Genomic DNA, 15356 nt, shown 5'->3' on the forward strand with positions numbered 1-15356 from the left:
TTGATGGATTTAGACCAATCCTTATTTCAGTTAATCAATAAGAGTTTGGGAAACCCCATTTTCGACTGGATTATGCCTTTATTAACCCATCTCGGTGATAAAGAGGTGGTCTGGGGGCTTATAGCGCTTATTGGTGTGTCGATTCCTGCCGAGCGTTTTGTCAGTAGTAGTATGGGAATTCCTGTCTCAAATAGAGTGTCAGGAATTCAATCAAAACTTAGAGTTTTGGCTCTATTAGCACTCATTTATGGAGTGAATGCTGGCGTCTACAGTGCTGTGAAAGTAGCAGTTGATCGAGATCGTCCGTTTGAGCAGAACTTAGCCGAGCTTAGAGTCGATCAACATGAAGCACAGTCTCTCTCATCTAATGGATCATTTCCTAGTGGTCACTCAGCTAATAGCATGATGTTAGCGACAATCCTTGCGTTCGCCTTTGTTCGTTTGAGATGGGTCTTTTTTTCAATTGCAATTTTAGTTGCCTTTAGCCGAATCTATTTAGGTGTCCATTTTCCGTTGGACACGATGGTTGGGGCAGGTATAGGTGGCTTAGTAAGCTACTTGTTACTCAAATCAAAGTTTTCATCTATGATTTTGGTGACAAGGTGGAACAAAGATTAAATTAAAAAGGGGCTGATGCCCCTTTTTAGTTGAAAATTTATAGGTGGGTTAACCAACCGTGCGGGTCTTCGGCCTTACCCCACTGAATGTCATTCAGTGCACGACGAAGCTTAACGGTAGTCTCGCCGATTCCACCGTTGCCGACTTTGTACTCTTTATCTTTGTAGATCAGAGTATCTACAGGGGCTAGAACAGCTGCCGTACCCGACAAAGCCGCTTCACAACCCGGTTTTGCAGCACGTTCCAGAAGCTCATCTACTGAAAGCTGGCGCTCTTGAACATCCATGCCTAGATCACGAGCTAATGTCAGAATCGAGTCACGAGTGACACCGTGCAGGAAGCTCTCATCCAATGCTTTAGTGATGATCTGGTTGCCATCAATAAGCAGGAAGTTCGCAGCGCCGGTCTCTTGAACGTCACCACCTGGACAGAAGAGTACCTGATCCGCTTGGTATTGTGCCTTGGCATTTAAGATAGGCCCCATGGCTGCAGCGTAGTTACCACCGCTTTTGATCATGCCCATGTGTGGAGGGCAGCGCATCGCTTCATCGTCGACCAGTAGGCGAAGTGCTTTATCGCCACCTGCGAAATAATCACCTACAGGTGATAGAAGGATGTATTGACATGAGGTAACCGATGGCACCGCCGCTTTACCAATTGCAGGCTCAGTACCAATGTGTGTCGGGCGAATGTACATCGAACCCGGTGGTTCTGGTACATCTGCAGCGTACTGACGAACGATTGACTCGATCATTTGCTGCGTCTGCCCCTTATCAATCTCAGGTAAACCAAGAAGGCGGCTGCTCTGCGCAAAGCGTTCAATGTTCTTGTCCATACGGAAAATTTTGACTGAACCATCAGCATGGCGAAATGCTTTTAACCCCTCAAAGCAGGTGCTTGAGTAGTGCAGCACATGTGCGCCAGGGTGAAATGAGATGGAGTCACTAGCGACCACTTCAGTTGGGCTCCAGCTGTCGCCATCAAACCAAGTTATCGCCATCTCTGGCATAAAGAGAGAACCAAATGCTGCCATGAAAATCTTCCTAAAATTACAACTGTTCTGTTGAGTCGATACAGTGCGCCAAAATTTAATCGATCAATTGTAAGCCATAGAGGGAAAATTGGAATCGATATTTATTAAATTGAAGTGTGTTTAGGGCGGGAACTGTTTATCCTTAGGGATCTATATGCGAAAAGGTTTGTTGTGGCAGATATCTGGATCATCAGTGATGGAAAGCCCGGGCACATTAATCAGTCCCTTGGATTGGTAGAAGCGTTGCTTGAGTTTAAACCGAATCTGACATTCAAAACCCTTCCACTGAAGGGTGTCAGTAGTTCACTGTTTGCTACAGATCGCCCCAAATTGATTATCAGTGCAGGCAGAGCCACTCACTTTTGGAATTGGGCGCTCACTGTTCGCTTTGGGGCCAAAAATGTCGTACTGATGCGCCCATCGCTCCCTTACAGCTTCTTTAATTTAGCTCTGGTCCCAGAGCATGATGCGCCCCCCGCTTTTGATCGTGTAGTTACTACCAAGGGAGCAATTAATCGAATGAAGCCGTCTAAAAAACAGCCGGAAAGTCGACTGGTGCTTTTAGGTGGGCCAAGCAAGCACGTGATCTGGGATGATGCCCGCATTATTGAGCAGATCGACCAGTTAACTGAACCATCCATTGGTTTATTGAATGTAGCGACCTCTCGAAGAACTCCCAACGACCTATTACAACAACTTAGATCGAAAACGAGCATCAGATTAATTGAGCCTGATTCAGTCGATAGTGATTGGTTACCCAGCACTTTAGCAACCACCGAACAGGTGATTGTCAGCTCAGACAGTGTCTCAATGGTCTATGAAGCATTAACCGCCGGGTGCACTATTTCGCTGATACGTTTAGAATCTACGACTAATTCAAGAACGCAACAGGGCATCGACTCATTGGTTGAGCAAGGCTTAGTGGGTGCTACAGCCGACCAAAAACCGGCCAATCCAGTGTCGAATTTTCGAGAAGCAGCCCGCTGCGCTGAGATTATTTTGGAGAGATTTCCCCTGTGAAAGTAGTTCAGGTACTTCCGGCATTAGAGGTTGGCGGAGTCGAACGCGGTACCATCGATATCGCAAAAGCATTAGTTGAAGCAGGGCACGAATCTATTGTTATTTCAGCTGGGGGGCGATTAGTTGGTCAATTGGAGTCTGAGGGCTCGCGACATATCGCATGGGATCTTGGCAAAAAATCTCTGCTCACATTTTTAAAGCTTTGGTCATTTCGCAAATGTCTTCGCAAAGAGAAGCCAGATATCGTCCATGTTCGTTCCCGTATGCCAGCTTGGGTTGTCTGGTTGGCTTGGCGGGGCATGCCAAGAAATGATAGGCCTAAATTTATTACAACCCTGCATGGCATGCACTCTGTTAACTGGTATAGCGCTATTATGGCCAAGGGTGAGCGCGTTATATGTGTATCTGAAACGTGCAAGAAATATCTCTTCGATAACTACACAGTTGATGATCCAGATAAAGTCACAGTGATTCATCGCGGCATAGATGAGGACTATTTTTACAGAGGATTTAAGCCATCTGATGAGTGGCGTGAAAAGTTCTTTGGGGAACACCCAGAATGTACCAATAAAAAATTGATCTGTTTTCCAGGCCGAATCACTCGATGGAAAGGTCATCTTGAGTTGGTAAAAGTTGTTGAAGAGCTCGCTAAACGAAGAGATGACTTCAAAGTTTTGGTAGTAGGAAGTGATTCTAAAGGTAAGTTTTTGGCTGAAGTAGAGTCTGCTATCCATGCAAAAGGTCTTGAGCAGTTTTTTGTATTTCTAGGCACTCGCTCAGACATGCGCGAGCTATACGCTATTTCTGATGTGTCTTTGTCACTTACAACGACAACGGCAGAATCATTTGGGCGAGCAGTTGTTGAAAGTATAGCCGTAGGTACACCAGTTATTGCATATGCGCATGGTGCTGTAGCGGAGACTATGAATGCACTAGCGCCAGAATATCTAGTTGAATCGGGAGATTTTGTAGCGGTAGTTAAAGCTCTTGTAAAAGCTATTGAGAGCGATGTGATGCTATCGCAAAACACATTTACATTAAGTCATATGCGGAGAGATACACTCGCGCTCTATAAAAGCCTTATTTAATTCAACTATTAAACAGATAAGAGATCATAAAGTGCTTAGTTTCCTTAAAAAGAACGATCTTACTATATTGTTGTCGCTCTACTTTTTCATGATGCCTATAGGGAAAACACTATGGTACCCATTATTGGTAATGGCAATCATAGGAGCGGTTCTGTTTGTTAGAGAGCTAAAAGTTGGCCAAGGAATTGAAGCGGGCACTAGGTGGTTAATTTTCGCGGGACTTTGTGTTTGGGTTCCGGCAGTAATTTCATTCATGGGTACTATCGATTTCGAGCGAACAATGGTTTTTGTAGGAACTTATCCACTGTTTTTTCTAGCTGGATATTTTTTATATAAAAGGCTCTCTAATGGATATAACTTAATTCCATCAGTCATAGTTATAAGCCTGATTGTAGTATTCTGGGGTGCTTTAGCGATCTGGCAGTATATTGATCCACAAAATCCATTTGGCCCCGGTGGAAGCCATAACCAAGGGCTTCATACAAGAGATAACCCGTTTGTCGATGGCGGACTTATGATGGGAGTTATCCTGGGTTCCTTGTTTGGATTTCTTACTTTGTCGTTATGGAGTCAGGGTTGGTACAAGTCCTCAATTGTTTTAGGCGTGTTTATTATCTTCTTATGTTTCATTAGTGGTACCCGCTCTTCTTGGTTATCAATTCTGGTCACTCTAGGTATCTTTGCTTTAATTCCTCTCTTTCGTGGTTATCGATTTAATCAAAAATCAATTTTGGGGTCAGTTTTGCTCATTAGTGCCGTCGTGTTTTCGGGTAGTTATCTCTATACGCTACCTGGCTTGAGCACTAAGTTTGATCAAACATTCTCTTTCCGGAAAAATCCAAATATGGAGACACTTGATCGTAGCCTCTCTGGTCGAATAAACATCTGGTCTGATGCTGTAAAGTTAGGTGCAGAGTATCCATTAACTGGAACGGGTGTGAACAACTTTCGATATGCGCATCCATTGGTCGCCGAACCAGGTAATTACTGGATCCATGATTTCTTGAAGGAGTCTAATGGCAAGCATCCACTTAAAGGGGCAACCCATACACATCAGATGATTTTGGAAGCATGGTCAGGAGCAGGTGTATGGGGCGTCTTGGGCCTTGTAGTGTTATTCGTGTTCTTAATTCGAACAACATTTAAAACAATGAGTACCGGGTCGCTTCTAGCACTTGGCGGATTGACAGCATTTTGGGCAGGTTTCTTCCCATTCAATACTCATAACAACTTCTATGGTGGTTGGATGAATGCTTGGTTTTGGGTTTGGTTAGGTATTAGTGCAGGCCTAATTTTCAGCCTTGAAACTAAGAAAGATCATAGTTAAAAAATAACTCCCATTAGAGTCATAATTTATTGATTATGGCTTTAAATCTCCCTAATACGGTTTCTTTATTAAAAATCAAAGCTCTTTTGTGACCCTCAGCAATTAATGCTTGGATATCAATATTGTTTAGTTCGGCGATTGCTCGCGAAAGTGAACTATCATCAAAGTCATTGGCTATCAAACCGGAAAGTCTATTGTTTATAATACTTTTAGTGCCATTGGTAGGAGTTGAGATTACAGGAATTTTTCTTATCATTGCTTCGAGAGCTACTATACCAAAAGTTTCTGATTCTGAAGGAATGACTAGAACATCAATTTGATTAAAGAAATTTTCTTTGAGCTCAATCCACCCAAGAAAACAAGCATCTATATCAAGTTGCTTAGAAAGATTTTTTGCAGCTTCAAACTCAGGTCCATCCCCCCCGATTACCAGCTTAATTTTTATCGGCAAGTGTACTTTCGACACCGCTTTAATTAGCGTAAGTATGCCTTTCTCCGGTGTCATACGCCCTAAAAAGCCAAGTCGAATACAATCACTATTAAAGTCCTGAGTTCTATGGGCTTCAGAAATTTTATCTAGCTCCAATCCTATCGGTGGTAACACATCCACTGAACGATTCTCAAAGCCATGGTTCAAGAAAAATGACTTCATATCTTCCGTTACACATATAATTGAATCGCAGAAACGCAGCTTTTTATGTTTGTAACTGTGACTGTAGCCTATCGACTTTGTCTTATTGAATAGTTTTGCGATGCCGGATAAGTAATACGATGCTCTTGAGTTGTACCCTAGCATGATGTCGGGTGCATATTTTCTTGCCATAAGAGTTAGCCTTATTGCTGAAAGAATGTCCCAATAGCCTTTGGGATGAAAGTTTATTCGACGTGCTAAAGAATTGATTCTAGATAAATATGGAGCGGATTTTGGTGCTAACAGAAATACCTCATGCCCCATTTCTATTAAGAGATTCGCATAAAAAACAAAAGATTCCTCTAACCCACCATCACGGTCAGATATTAGGCAGATAAAGATTGCTTTTTTGTTATTCATTACTAAATGATTCGTAAAGTTTAATTGCTCTCAAGAAACGACTATATGCAAAATTCATGGAGTATATGTATCCCATAAATCCGTTTCTCCAGTACCCTCTGCGTATGTAGCACACCAGAAAAGCACTCCAGAACTCTAAGACTATTCTTAGTTTAGAGAACTTGCGTCCTTTGGAACGAAGATCAATTACCTGAGCGTCTGTGTAGTCGTTCATTTTTTCTATACGATGTCTGAAAGACTTAAGTGAGTCATGGGCTATGCGACTTCGCAGCTGACTGACAGTGACTGTGTTTGGTAAAACAACTCGGTCATGCACGGCACTATCTCTATATCGACCAACTGACTTTTTGTACAATCGGACTGGATTGTATGGTTTGTACTTAGAAATCTCTCTGGTGCATAAAAAACGGTCGTATATAGGTACTTTGTATGCATCAACACTACTTGATTCGACTATAAATCGCTTTTGGATTTCATCAGCCAGTTCTGGCAAAACACGTTCATCAGCATCAATATTAAAGATCCAGTCGTTGCTGGCTTGATCTTCAGCAAATCTCTTCTGCTGGCCGTATCCTTGCCACTCATTGAAGAATAATTTTGCGGTGGTAGAAAGTACGATATCCTGCGTTCCGTCAGTGCTTCCAGAGTCGATGACTATTACTTCATCAACCCAGCCTTCAACGCATTCGATGGTCTCTTTTATACGCTCGACCTCGTTATGACAAATAATCGTAACGCTGATTGGAAGCTTTGCAGTGTGGAGATTATTAGTCATTGTATAACTCGACATATTTCAAATAGCTTATTAAATACGATATTACCGCTCATTTCCTTATTGAAACGAATGAATGCATTTGAGCCTCTGAGGCTTCTTTCATTCGTATCCAAGCAAGAATCTTTGAGAGCTTTGTATATTTCGTCAATAGAGGCGCCGTCACAGCACCAGCCGCATTCTGGAGCATTCACTGCCTCATTAGCGCCGCCAGCTTCGCCTCCTACTGAGGGTAAACCGAATGCTGCTGCTTCTACATAACTAATGCCAAAGCCCTCAAGTGAATTTCCTTCTTGATAGGATGGCATTACAAAAAGATCAGCTTGAGAAAGAAGTAGTTGTTTTTCTTTATCAGATACACGGCCAGGAAAACGAATATTTTCCTCGAGTTTGAGCTCTGTGCACAAATCATGAAGTTCTTTTTCAGCGGGCCCTTTGCCGCAAATATCCCATTCAAACATCAGGCCTTCATCTTTTAGTTGCGATATTGCCCTCATGGCATTTTGTATGCCCTTTCTTTTTTCTAATCTAGAAATTGAAAGTAACTTTAGTGTGTCAGTTGGTGATTTTTTTGACTTGATGCCTGAGGGCTCTTCAAGCATGTAGGTCGGGTATACAACGTAACTTTTATCTCTATGGATTGGCGTTAACGCTTCAACTAACTTCATTGTTGCAAGAGAGCTACATACAATCGCTTTAGCCCTCATTAGAGCCGTTTCAATTTCAAGCTTGCGTTTTGATGTATTCAGATACTCTTGACCATGAGCAAGCACGACTATGTTTTTTAATGTAGCTGGAACTGCTTTTACACTTTTCCAGCTATCGCAAATCACTAGATCCTGAGGATTAGCTTTTAAGCGGATCAATAGCTTTTTTAATAAATGGCGTATGAGTTTAGGCGAAGGTAAGAGGTATGATTTGTAGAACCTCTCTTTAGGAGCTGGCTTATTGGGGAAAACTGCGACCTCTGAACCATTCTCTGCAAAGTGCTTCGCCAATGAAGCCATAACAGCTTCCATACCACCCATCTTTGGTGGAAAGGTTTGAGTAACTAACGCAACACGTTTAATTGTTGTCATATAGCCAGTTCTTGCCATTAGGATGCGTTTTAAATCTTCTATGAACCCACATGTACTGAGCAGGCTGGTAACTAATACCCTTCTCTATTTCTTGGTTTATTCGTGTTGCAGATTCAACATCATCTACGAGCGGAAAGTTTTCAACTCTTGGATGTAGGCAGAGTATGTATGTGCCATCAGTTGTGCGGTGATGGGAGAGCAAAATAACAGGTGACTTACTCAATTTAGAAAGCTTAGCTGTTGCTGGTGTCGTCGCGGCATTAACTCCAAAAAATGGTGCATAAACTGAATGTTTAGGTCCAAAGTCTTGATCTGGTGCGTACCAAACAATCTCATTTCTTTTTAAAGCTCTAATCACTGATCTAAAATCTGATCGGTCAATCATTGACTTGATCGATCTTAAGCGCCCCTTTGTAATCACCTTGTCCATTAGTGGATTGTTGTGTGGGCGATACATGGTGTGAAGTGGGTAGAAAAGTGAGAATAGAAGACCACCTAAATCGAGTGTTGAGTAGTGGGCTCCTAAGAGGATTACGCCCTTACCTTCTGAAAGAGCTTCGTCTAGGTACTCTTTACCCTCTATAGATACCTTAGAGCGAAATGATTCCCTATCGCTCCACCAAGCCATAGCCGTCTCAATGATTCCAATTCCATTATTCTTAAACGTGTCAGAAACCAACTGAGTGCGCTCACTTTCAGTTAGTTGAGGAAAACAGAGGCGAATATTTACCTCAGCAACATGTCGGCGCTTTGAAGCTAAGTTTTTGATAATAGAGCCTAAGGCCGCTCCAATTTTTATTTGAAGAGAAAAAGGGAGCAAATTGATTAGACGCAAAGCCCCTAGACCTAACCATGTAGGCCAGTACCTTGGAGCTAGAAAATTGGTGTGAGCTTTAGTTTTCATATCAATAGGTAAGCTGGAATCCATAAAGTTTATAGGTTTAAGTGCTTTATGGGCAATTGCCTAGGGTATACTTAGATCACTTTTGTTAAAGATAACGCTTTATTTGGTTCTAATATGCACTCTGAGCAAACCAGCTGGTCATTATATAAACGTCTATTGCGGTATGTCCGTCCATACTGGCACGGTTTTGCTATCAGCTTTTTGGGTTTTGGGCTTTATGGTGCTTCTCAGGCAGCCTCTGCAAAGTGGTTAGAGATGGTTGTTAATGCCGTTGAAGCAGGTGAGTTCGACCAGCGTTACCTATTGGCCATCATGGTCTTGGCTATTTTCGCTAGTAGAGGTTTGGGGACTTTTATTGGAAGCTACAGTATTGCTTACATTGCACGCCAAGTTATTCATGGATTGCGAGTGGATCTTTTTGAAACACTACAGCGATTACCGACCTCTTTCTATAACCAATCAAGTAGTGGCCAAATTCTAGCAAAGCTAACTTATAACGTTGAGCAGGTTACAGAGGCTGTAACTGAAGCAATAAAGGTTGGGCTTCGCGAAGGGATGACAGTTATTGGGCTGTTCGGGTACATGCTCTATCTAAACTGGAAATTGACCCTTATTTTTATTGGTGCTGCACCATTCATAGGCATTGTAGTTTTGATTGCCTCTCGCAAAATGCGCACACAATCAAAACAGCTGCAGGAGTCGGTTGGAGATATCACTGACGCAGCATCTGAAGCTGTGCGAGGCTACCAAATTGTGCGCATATTTGGCGGTGCAGAATTTGAAAGTGATCGCTTCTTTAAAGCGAGTGATCTAAATCGCAGGCAGTTCATGAAGCTAGTGGTTACTCAATCGCTCAATACCCCAATTATTCAGTTACTTGTTGCTGCTGCATTAGCGGTATTAATGTTTATTGCTATGCATCCATCGGTAATGCAAGGAATGACCACTGGTAGTTTTGTCGCCTTTTTAACAGCGGCAGGTTTGATTACAAAACCTTTGCGCTTACTTACCGATGTGAATACCAAGATTCAACGAGGTATTGCGGCCTCAGAAGGTGTTTTTGCGGTAATGGATGAGCCGGTTGAGGTCGACACTGGAGCGATTGAGCTAGGTCGAGCGGTTGGTGATCTTAAATTCTCAGATTTAAGCTTTGCTTATCCCGGAACTCAAGATGATGCGCTGAAGCAGATTAATTTGGATATTCCTGCAGGAACGACCGTTGCGTTGGTTGGTAAGTCTGGCTCGGGTAAATCGACGCTGGTCAGTCTGTTACCGCGTTTTAATGATGGTTGGCGTGGTGAGTTGTTACTGGATGGCCAAGCGCTTGAGTCCTGTACGCTAGAGTCGCTACGTGAACAAATTGCGTTAGTTAACCAGCAAGTTGTGCTTTTTAACGGCACGATCGCTGACAATATTGCATATGGTGCGCTTGCATCATCGACTCCAGAACAGATTAAAGTGGCCGCAGAGGCTGCGCATGTCATGGAGTTTGTTGAGCGACTGCCCAAAGGTCTTGAAACTGAGATTGGCGAGGGTGGCGTGCTTCTCTCAGGTGGTCAGCGTCAGCGTATTGCGATCGCTCGCGCTATTTTGAAAAATGCACCTATCCTGATTCTTGATGAGGCAACCTCGGCACTGGATACAGAGTCGGAACGACACATCCAGGAAGCACTCGATGAGGTCGTAAAGGGGAGGACAACGCTTATCATTGCCCATCGCCTCTCCACCATTGAGAAAGCTGATCTGATCGTTGTAATGGATCAGGGGCAAATAGTGGAGCGCGGTACTCATGCAGAGCTATTGGCTTTGGATGGGGCGTATGCTCAACTTCATCGCATGCAATTTAGTGAGCAGCGAAATGGCTAGGCTGCTCTATTCCGCGCTTTATACACTGTTACTGCCTCTCTTCGTTTTTCGCCTGTTAGTTCGTAGCTTAAAAGCCTCTGCCTATCGACAGCGTCTGATTGAACGTTTTGGTATTCAGCAGAAAACACTAGGCAGACCGATCTGGATTCACGCGGTTTCTGTTGGTGAAACCATTGCGATTAGCCCGCTTGTTGAGAGGCTTTTAGATCAGGGTGAGTCGGTCCTTTTCACAACGACCACACCAACGGGAGCGGCACAGGTAAAACAGCGTTTTGGCGGGCGAGTCGAGCACCGTTACCTGCCATGGGATCTACCGATCTTCTTTACACTGTTTTTCGGAGCTCACTCTCCAAAATTACTGCTCATTGTTGAGACAGAGATTTGGCCGAATCTCTTGACAGCTACATCAAGTCGGAAGATTCCCATCGTTCTGGCAAATGCTCGTCTATCTGAGAAGTCATTCAAGGGATATAAGCGCTTTTCAGGGTTGACCAAGGATACGTTAAATTCAATTTCGCTTTTGCTAGCCCAACATGAGTCGGATGCAGAAAGGTTTAAGAGCTTGGGTATGCCAGAGGATCGACTGCTGGTTTCTGGTAGTATCAAATTCGATATCGATCTTCCTGAAGATCAGATTCAAATAGGTAAAGCGTGGAAAGCTGCTTTTGACCGCAAAGTGCTAGTGGCTGCCAGTACCCATCAGGGTGAGGATAAGATTTTGTTGGATGCTTGGAGTGTCATTCCACAAGATCAGCGTCCGGTACTCATTCTCGTACCCCGCCATCCAGAGCGTTTTGACTCTGTTTATCAGTTGGCTAAAGGCTATTCTGATTTTGTAAGTAAGCGATCACTATCTACGGCCGATAGAAATATCGATATATGGATTGGTGATTCGCTGGGTGAGATGTTTGCTTACTACTCAGCTGCGGATCTAGCCTTCGTCGGTGGAAGCTTCTCTGGTACGGGTGGGCATAATCCGCTTGAGCCGGCCGCTCTTGGTTTGCCAATTGTCATGGGGCCAAGTGATTATAACTTCCGCTCGATTATCTCGACGCTGAAAAGTGAAGGTGCATTGGTGCAAGTTCAATGTGAACAGGAATTGGCTGAGCAGATTAGGGTTTTGCTTGGCAATGATAACCACGCAATGTCTCAAGCGGGCATCAATGTGGTAGAAAAAAATAGAGGCGCTCTGGAGCGCCTCTATGAGCAAGTGAAAAAATTAATTTAGATATCAGATAGGTCGAGTTGTTCATCGGTTTGATCGGCGAATGCAGCCATTAGATGAGTTCGTAGCAGCGAGCCATCCGAGTCTAAAACCCAAGCTTGTTGAGCTTCATCGTAATCAAAATGCAGACCTTGTGTGCGGGTTGCTAGCCAAAGCTGCTTCACTGGAGGCTGGCGCGTTAGGATAATTTGGCTTCGGTCAGGGCACTTAATCGTCATCATCGCGCCGTTATTGTCATAGTCCAAATCGGATTCCGCATCGTCTAATAACTCTTCGAGTGCGTTGAGGGTCTCTTCAACACGCTCTAAATAGATCGCATCACTCATTGTCTAACCTCCTGTAAACATTGATTTCATTATACTGATTTCCGCAGCTTTGTCCGTGCTAAATAGGCCTTTCGTGGTCGCTTACAAGCCTATTATCAGGGTATACTCTGGCTTTAATTTTATTGATCAAAACCCGACACCAAAAGGGTTGGTCGTAATTGGAGTGGATTATGCGAATGTTCTTTGCACTGGTGTTCTGTTGTGCACTCGTTGGATGCGGTCAGAAGGGCCCATTGTCGATGCCGGGTGCTGAAACTTCGCAGCAATCAAACTCTTAAGAGAGAAAAAATGGAAAGTTTTGAATACCGCGACGGTCAACTGTTTGCGGAAGATGTCTCTGTTGCAGAGATCGCAAATGCGGTTGGCACGCCCGCCTATGTTTATTCGCGTGATGCCCTTGAGCGAGGCTATTTGGCTTATGCTGACGCGTTAGCAGGGCGCGATGCACTGGTCTGCTTTGCGGTTAAATCTAACTCCAACCTGGCTGTGTTAAATGTATTGGCTAAGTTGGGAGCAGGTTTTGATATTGTCTCTCAGGGCGAATTAGAGCGTGTGCTTTTGGCGGGTGCGGATCCTTCCAAAGTGGTCTTTTCTGGTGTTGGCAAGCAAGCTGCAGAGATCGCTCGTGCGCTAGAGGTTGGCATCCACTGTTTCAATATCGAGTCTGAATCAGAGCTGGAGCGTGTTAATGCGGTCGCTGCTGAGTTAGGCAAGGTGGCCGATGTCTCATTCCGTGTGAATCCAGATGTCGATGCGGGCACTCACCCATATATCTCAACAGGCCTAAAAGAGAACAAGTTTGGCATTGCCATTGATTCTGCGCTTGAGGTTTATCAGCGAGCGGCTCAGCTTTCAAACGTTAAAGTGGTTGGCGTTGATTGCCACATCGGTTCGCAGTTGACTGAAATCGATCCCTTCCTCGATGCGCTCGATCGCCTATTAGCATTGATCGATCGATTGGCGGAAGCGGGTATCCTGATCGAACACCTCGACCTTGGCGGTGGCTTAGGGGTTTGTTACACCGACGAGACACCACCAGAGCCCAAAGATTACATCGATGCCATCATTGATCGTTTGGGTGATCGTCAGCTTAAGTTAGTGTTTGAGCCGGGCCGTTCGATCTCTGCGAACGCGGGAATTCTACTCACCAAGGTTGAGTTCCTTAAGCGTAATGAAGAGAAGAACTTTGCCATTATCGATGCGGCAATGAACGATCTGATTCGCCCGTCGCTATACAGCGCTTACCAAGAGATTATTCCAGCTCAGCTAGAGTCATCCGCGGAAGAGGCCGTTTGGGATCTTGTCGGCCCGATTTGTGAAACCGGCGACTTCCTTGGCAAAGATCGTAAGTTGGCACTGACTCCAGGTGATCTATTAGCAGTCTGCTCGGCAGGCGCATACGGCTTTGTCATGGCTTCTAACTACAACACCCGTGGCCGTGCCGCTGAGGTGATGGTGGATGATGCGCGCTTCCAAGTGGTTCGTGAGCGTGAGCAGTTTGCTGATCTTGTGCGCGGTGAATCATTGCTGTCAGAGGAAGGCTGATGCTACTGCGATTCACTAAGATGCATGGCTTGGGCAATGACTTTATGGTCATTGACGCCATCTCACAACGCGTCCGTGTCAACGCGGACCTTGTGCGTCAACTTTCGGATCGTAATTTTGGTGTCGGTTTTGATCAGATGTTGTTGGTCGAACCGCCATCCGATCCGGATATGGATTTTCGTTACCGTATCTTTAATGCTGATGGCAGTGAAGTCGAGCACTGTGGCAACGGCGCTCGCTGCTTTGCGCGATTTGTTCGCGATAAAGGGTTGGTGTTGCGAGATACCATTAAGGTGCAAACAGCACGTGGTCGTGCGGTGTTGAACATTGTGGGTCGCGATCTGGTTGAAGTTGATATGGGTGCTCCAGAGTTGGATCCGGTCGAAGTGCCTACCACCTTCACAGAGAAGAGCACGACTTACTCTACCCAACTGGCTTCAGGTCAAACTGTTGAGTTTGGTGCTGTCTCCATGGGTAATCCTCATGCTGTCTTGGTCGTTGATTCCATTGAAAGCGCGCCGGTTGAGAGCTGGGGGCCAGAGCTGGAATCTCATGCTGTCTTCCCTAGTCGTGCCAATATCGGATTTATGGAAGTCATCTCCAAAAATGAGGTGAATCTTCGTGTCTATGAGCGCGGTGCAGGTGAAACTCAAGCGTGTGGTACTGGGGCTTGTGCTGCCGTCGTGTCAGGTCGTTTGCGTGGCCTTCTCGATAGCAAAGTTACCGTTCACTTACCTGGTGGTGATCTTGAGATTGAGTGGTTAGGTGAAGGGCACTCCGTCAATATGACTGGTCCCGTATGTTCGGTTTACGAAGGGCAGATCTACTTATGAGCCAACCGCTAGATGAAAACCAAGTCGCAGAGTGGCTTGCACAGAATCCCAGTTTTTTTGAGAACCATACCTGGTTACTTGAAAAGCTGACGGTACCTCATCAGAGAGGTTCGGCGGTCTCCTTGGTTGAACGTCAAACCAGCATGCTGCGAGAAAAAGCCAATACACTCGAAATCCACCTGTCGGATATGATCGAAGCAGCGCGTCATAACGACGGGCAATTCGGTAAGACCAAGCGGATGGTTCTGTCACTGCTAGAGGCAGACAGCTTTGATGAAGTCAGTATTGCACTTGAAGAGAGCTTGTGTGGCGACTTCAGTGGCGATGAGGTGGAGCTAATCCTCTTCTCGGATACGGAGCTCGACGTTAACTCACTAAGAGTGTTGCCGCGCAGTCAAACGTCAATTGTTCAGCCGTTGATCGACTCATCAAGCCCTGTCTGCGGACAGTTGTCGGATCAGATGACCCGATTCTTATTCCGAAACCCTCAAAAGCCCGTTGGATCTTGCGCTGTGGTACCGCTAGTGAAGGGCGAATCTTTAGGTCTTCTGGTGATTGGCTCATACGACGCCAACTACTTCCAGTCTACGCAAGGAACGCTATTTTTGGCGTATATCGGCGAAGTTCTAAGCAGAATCCTTGCGCGTTTGATGAATATTCGAGGCTAAC

The 15356-nt window shown here is 44.9% G+C and carries 16 protein-coding genes; 10 read left to right on the forward strand and 6 right to left on the reverse strand.

Features of this window, described 5'->3' with window-relative positions:
- The first annotated feature begins 3 nt into the window (after positions 1 to 3).
- Entirely contained in the window at positions 4 to 618 is a 615-nt protein-coding gene (locus XMA127_RS00110) for a phosphatase PAP2 family protein (protein ID WP_173484774.1), read from the forward strand.
- 37 nt (positions 619 to 655) lie between these two features.
- Here the strand turns inward: XMA127_RS00110 and XMA127_RS00115 are convergent, their stop codons facing one another.
- Complete coding sequence (locus XMA127_RS00115; RefSeq protein ID WP_371731502.1) at positions 656 to 1711, reverse strand: branched-chain amino acid aminotransferase; 1056 nt, start codon at positions 1709 to 1711, stop codon at positions 656 to 658.
- A 111-nt stretch (positions 1712 to 1822) separates the two neighbouring features.
- Here XMA127_RS00115 and XMA127_RS00120 point away from each other — a divergent pair, with 111 nt between their 5' ends.
- From XMA127_RS00120 to XMA127_RS12000, 3 genes are read left to right on the forward strand one after another with little or no spacing between them, the layout of a single operon-like run.
- Positions 1823 to 2671: an ELM1/GtrOC1 family putative glycosyltransferase gene (locus tag XMA127_RS00120; protein ID WP_173484776.1), complete on the forward strand. Its 849-nt coding sequence runs from the start codon at positions 1823 to 1825 to the stop codon at positions 2669 to 2671.
- Positions 2668 to 3759, forward strand: a complete 1092-nt coding sequence (locus XMA127_RS11910; protein ID WP_217361964.1) for a glycosyltransferase family 4 protein — start codon at positions 2668 to 2670, stop codon at positions 3757 to 3759. Before XMA127_RS00120 ends, XMA127_RS11910 begins: the two co-directional genes overlap by 4 nt.
- Positions 3760 to 3790: 31 nt before the next feature.
- Positions 3791 to 5086 carry an O-antigen ligase family protein gene (locus XMA127_RS12000; protein ID WP_173484777.1) on the forward strand — a complete coding sequence of 432 codons (1296 nt, stop codon included), beginning with the start codon at positions 3791 to 3793 and terminating at the stop codon, positions 5084 to 5086.
- Positions 5087 to 5105: 19 nt separating this feature from the next.
- On the opposite strand, the gene XMA127_RS00135 is transcribed toward XMA127_RS12000, so the two are convergent.
- Genes XMA127_RS00135 through lpxL form a run of 4 tightly spaced genes read right to left on the reverse strand, consistent with a single transcriptional unit; the run spans position 5106 to position 8916 of the window.
- Positions 5106 to 6137, reverse strand: coding sequence for a glycosyltransferase (locus tag XMA127_RS00135; RefSeq protein WP_173498809.1), 1032 nt, complete (start codon positions 6135 to 6137; stop codon positions 5106 to 5108).
- A complete protein-coding gene (locus XMA127_RS00140; RefSeq protein ID WP_173484392.1) occupies positions 6130 to 6912 on the reverse strand; it encodes a glycosyltransferase family 2 protein in 783 nt (260 codons plus the stop codon). Before XMA127_RS00140 ends, XMA127_RS00135 begins: the two co-directional genes overlap by 8 nt.
- A complete protein-coding gene (locus XMA127_RS00145) occupies positions 6909 to 7988 on the reverse strand; it encodes a glycosyltransferase family 4 protein (RefSeq protein WP_173498810.1) in 1080 nt (359 codons plus the stop codon). Before XMA127_RS00145 ends, XMA127_RS00140 begins: the two co-directional genes overlap by 4 nt.
- A complete protein-coding gene (lpxL, locus tag XMA127_RS00150) occupies positions 7975 to 8916 on the reverse strand; it encodes an LpxL/LpxP family Kdo(2)-lipid IV(A) lauroyl/palmitoleoyl acyltransferase (protein WP_371731488.1) in 942 nt (313 codons plus the stop codon). The genes XMA127_RS00145 and lpxL overlap by 14 nt, the downstream gene beginning before the upstream one ends.
- A gap of 90 nt (positions 8917 to 9006) precedes the next feature.
- Between lpxL and msbA the strand changes: the two genes are divergently transcribed.
- Both msbA and waaA read left to right on the forward strand, forming a co-directional pair.
- Positions 9007 to 10758, forward strand: a complete 1752-nt coding sequence (gene msbA / locus XMA127_RS00155; RefSeq protein ID WP_173484395.1) for a lipid A export permease/ATP-binding protein MsbA — start codon at positions 9007 to 9009, stop codon at positions 10756 to 10758.
- Positions 10682 to 11986 (forward strand): lipid IV(A) 3-deoxy-D-manno-octulosonic acid transferase, encoded by a 1305-nt coding sequence (waaA, locus tag XMA127_RS00160; RefSeq protein ID WP_173484396.1) that lies wholly within the window; start codon positions 10682 to 10684, stop codon positions 11984 to 11986. Before msbA ends, waaA begins: the two co-directional genes overlap by 77 nt.
- Here the strand turns inward: waaA and cyaY are convergent.
- Complete coding sequence (gene cyaY, locus XMA127_RS00165; RefSeq protein WP_173484397.1) at positions 11983 to 12309, reverse strand: iron donor protein CyaY; 327 nt, start codon at positions 12307 to 12309, stop codon at positions 11983 to 11985. The two genes, waaA and cyaY, sit on opposite strands and share 4 nt — an antisense overlap.
- A gap of 170 nt (positions 12310 to 12479) precedes the next feature.
- Here cyaY and XMA127_RS00170 point away from each other — a divergent pair, with 170 nt between their 5' ends.
- Genes XMA127_RS00170 through XMA127_RS00185 form a run of 4 tightly spaced genes read left to right on the forward strand, consistent with a single transcriptional unit; the run spans position 12480 to position 15355 of the window.
- Positions 12480 to 12587 carry a lipoprotein gene (locus tag XMA127_RS00170; protein ID WP_217361965.1) on the forward strand — a complete coding sequence of 36 codons (108 nt, stop codon included), beginning with the start codon at positions 12480 to 12482 and terminating at the stop codon, positions 12585 to 12587.
- Positions 12588 to 12597: 10 nt separating this feature from the next.
- A complete protein-coding gene (gene lysA / locus XMA127_RS00175; RefSeq protein ID WP_173484398.1) occupies positions 12598 to 13854 on the forward strand; it encodes a diaminopimelate decarboxylase in 1257 nt (418 codons plus the stop codon).
- Positions 13854 to 14687 (forward strand): diaminopimelate epimerase, encoded by an 834-nt coding sequence (gene dapF / locus XMA127_RS00180; RefSeq protein WP_173480059.1) that lies wholly within the window; start codon positions 13854 to 13856, stop codon positions 14685 to 14687. Before lysA ends, dapF begins: the two co-directional genes overlap by 1 nt.
- The gene (locus XMA127_RS00185; RefSeq protein WP_173482796.1) at positions 14684 to 15355 is read left to right on the forward strand and encodes a DUF484 family protein; all 672 of its coding nucleotides are present in this window, start codon (positions 14684 to 14686) and stop codon (positions 15353 to 15355) included. The genes dapF and XMA127_RS00185 overlap by 4 nt, the downstream gene beginning before the upstream one ends.
- The last annotated feature ends 1 nt before the right edge of the window (position 15356 follow it).

The organism is Marinobacterium sp. xm-a-127 (assembly GCF_013283425.1).
Classification (GTDB): domain Bacteria; phylum Pseudomonadota; class Gammaproteobacteria; order Pseudomonadales; family Balneatricaceae; genus Marinobacterium_E.

Coding starts and splice junctions, on each gene's coding strand:
- XMA127_RS00110 (WP_173484774.1), top strand. CDS start 4: ATGGATTTAGACCAATCCTTATTTCAGTTAATCAATAAGAGTTTGGGA.
- XMA127_RS00135 (WP_173498809.1), bottom strand. CDS start 6,137: ATGAATAACAAAAAAGCAATCTTTATCTGCCTAATATCTGACCGTGAT.
- XMA127_RS00140 (WP_173484392.1), bottom strand. CDS start 6,912: ATGACTAATAATCTCCACACTGCAAAGCTTCCAATCAGCGTTACGATT.
- XMA127_RS00145 (WP_173498810.1), bottom strand. CDS start 7,988: ATGACAACAATTAAACGTGTTGCGTTAGTTACTCAAACCTTTCCACCA.
- lpxL (WP_371731488.1), bottom strand. CDS start 8,916: ATGGATTCCAGCTTACCTATTGATATGAAAACTAAAGCTCACACCAAT.
- msbA (WP_173484395.1), top strand. CDS start 9,007: ATGCACTCTGAGCAAACCAGCTGGTCATTATATAAACGTCTATTGCGG.
- waaA (WP_173484396.1), top strand. CDS start 10,682: ATGCAGAGCTATTGGCTTTGGATGGGGCGTATGCTCAACTTCATCGCA.
- cyaY (WP_173484397.1), bottom strand. CDS start 12,309: ATGAGTGATGCGATCTATTTAGAGCGTGTTGAAGAGACCCTCAACGCA.
- XMA127_RS00170 (WP_217361965.1), top strand. CDS start 12,480: ATGCGAATGTTCTTTGCACTGGTGTTCTGTTGTGCACTCGTTGGATGC.
- lysA (WP_173484398.1), top strand. CDS start 12,598: ATGGAAAGTTTTGAATACCGCGACGGTCAACTGTTTGCGGAAGATGTC.
- dapF (WP_173480059.1), top strand. CDS start 13,854: ATGCTACTGCGATTCACTAAGATGCATGGCTTGGGCAATGACTTTATG.
- XMA127_RS00185 (WP_173482796.1), top strand. CDS start 14,684: ATGAGCCAACCGCTAGATGAAAACCAAGTCGCAGAGTGGCTTGCACAG.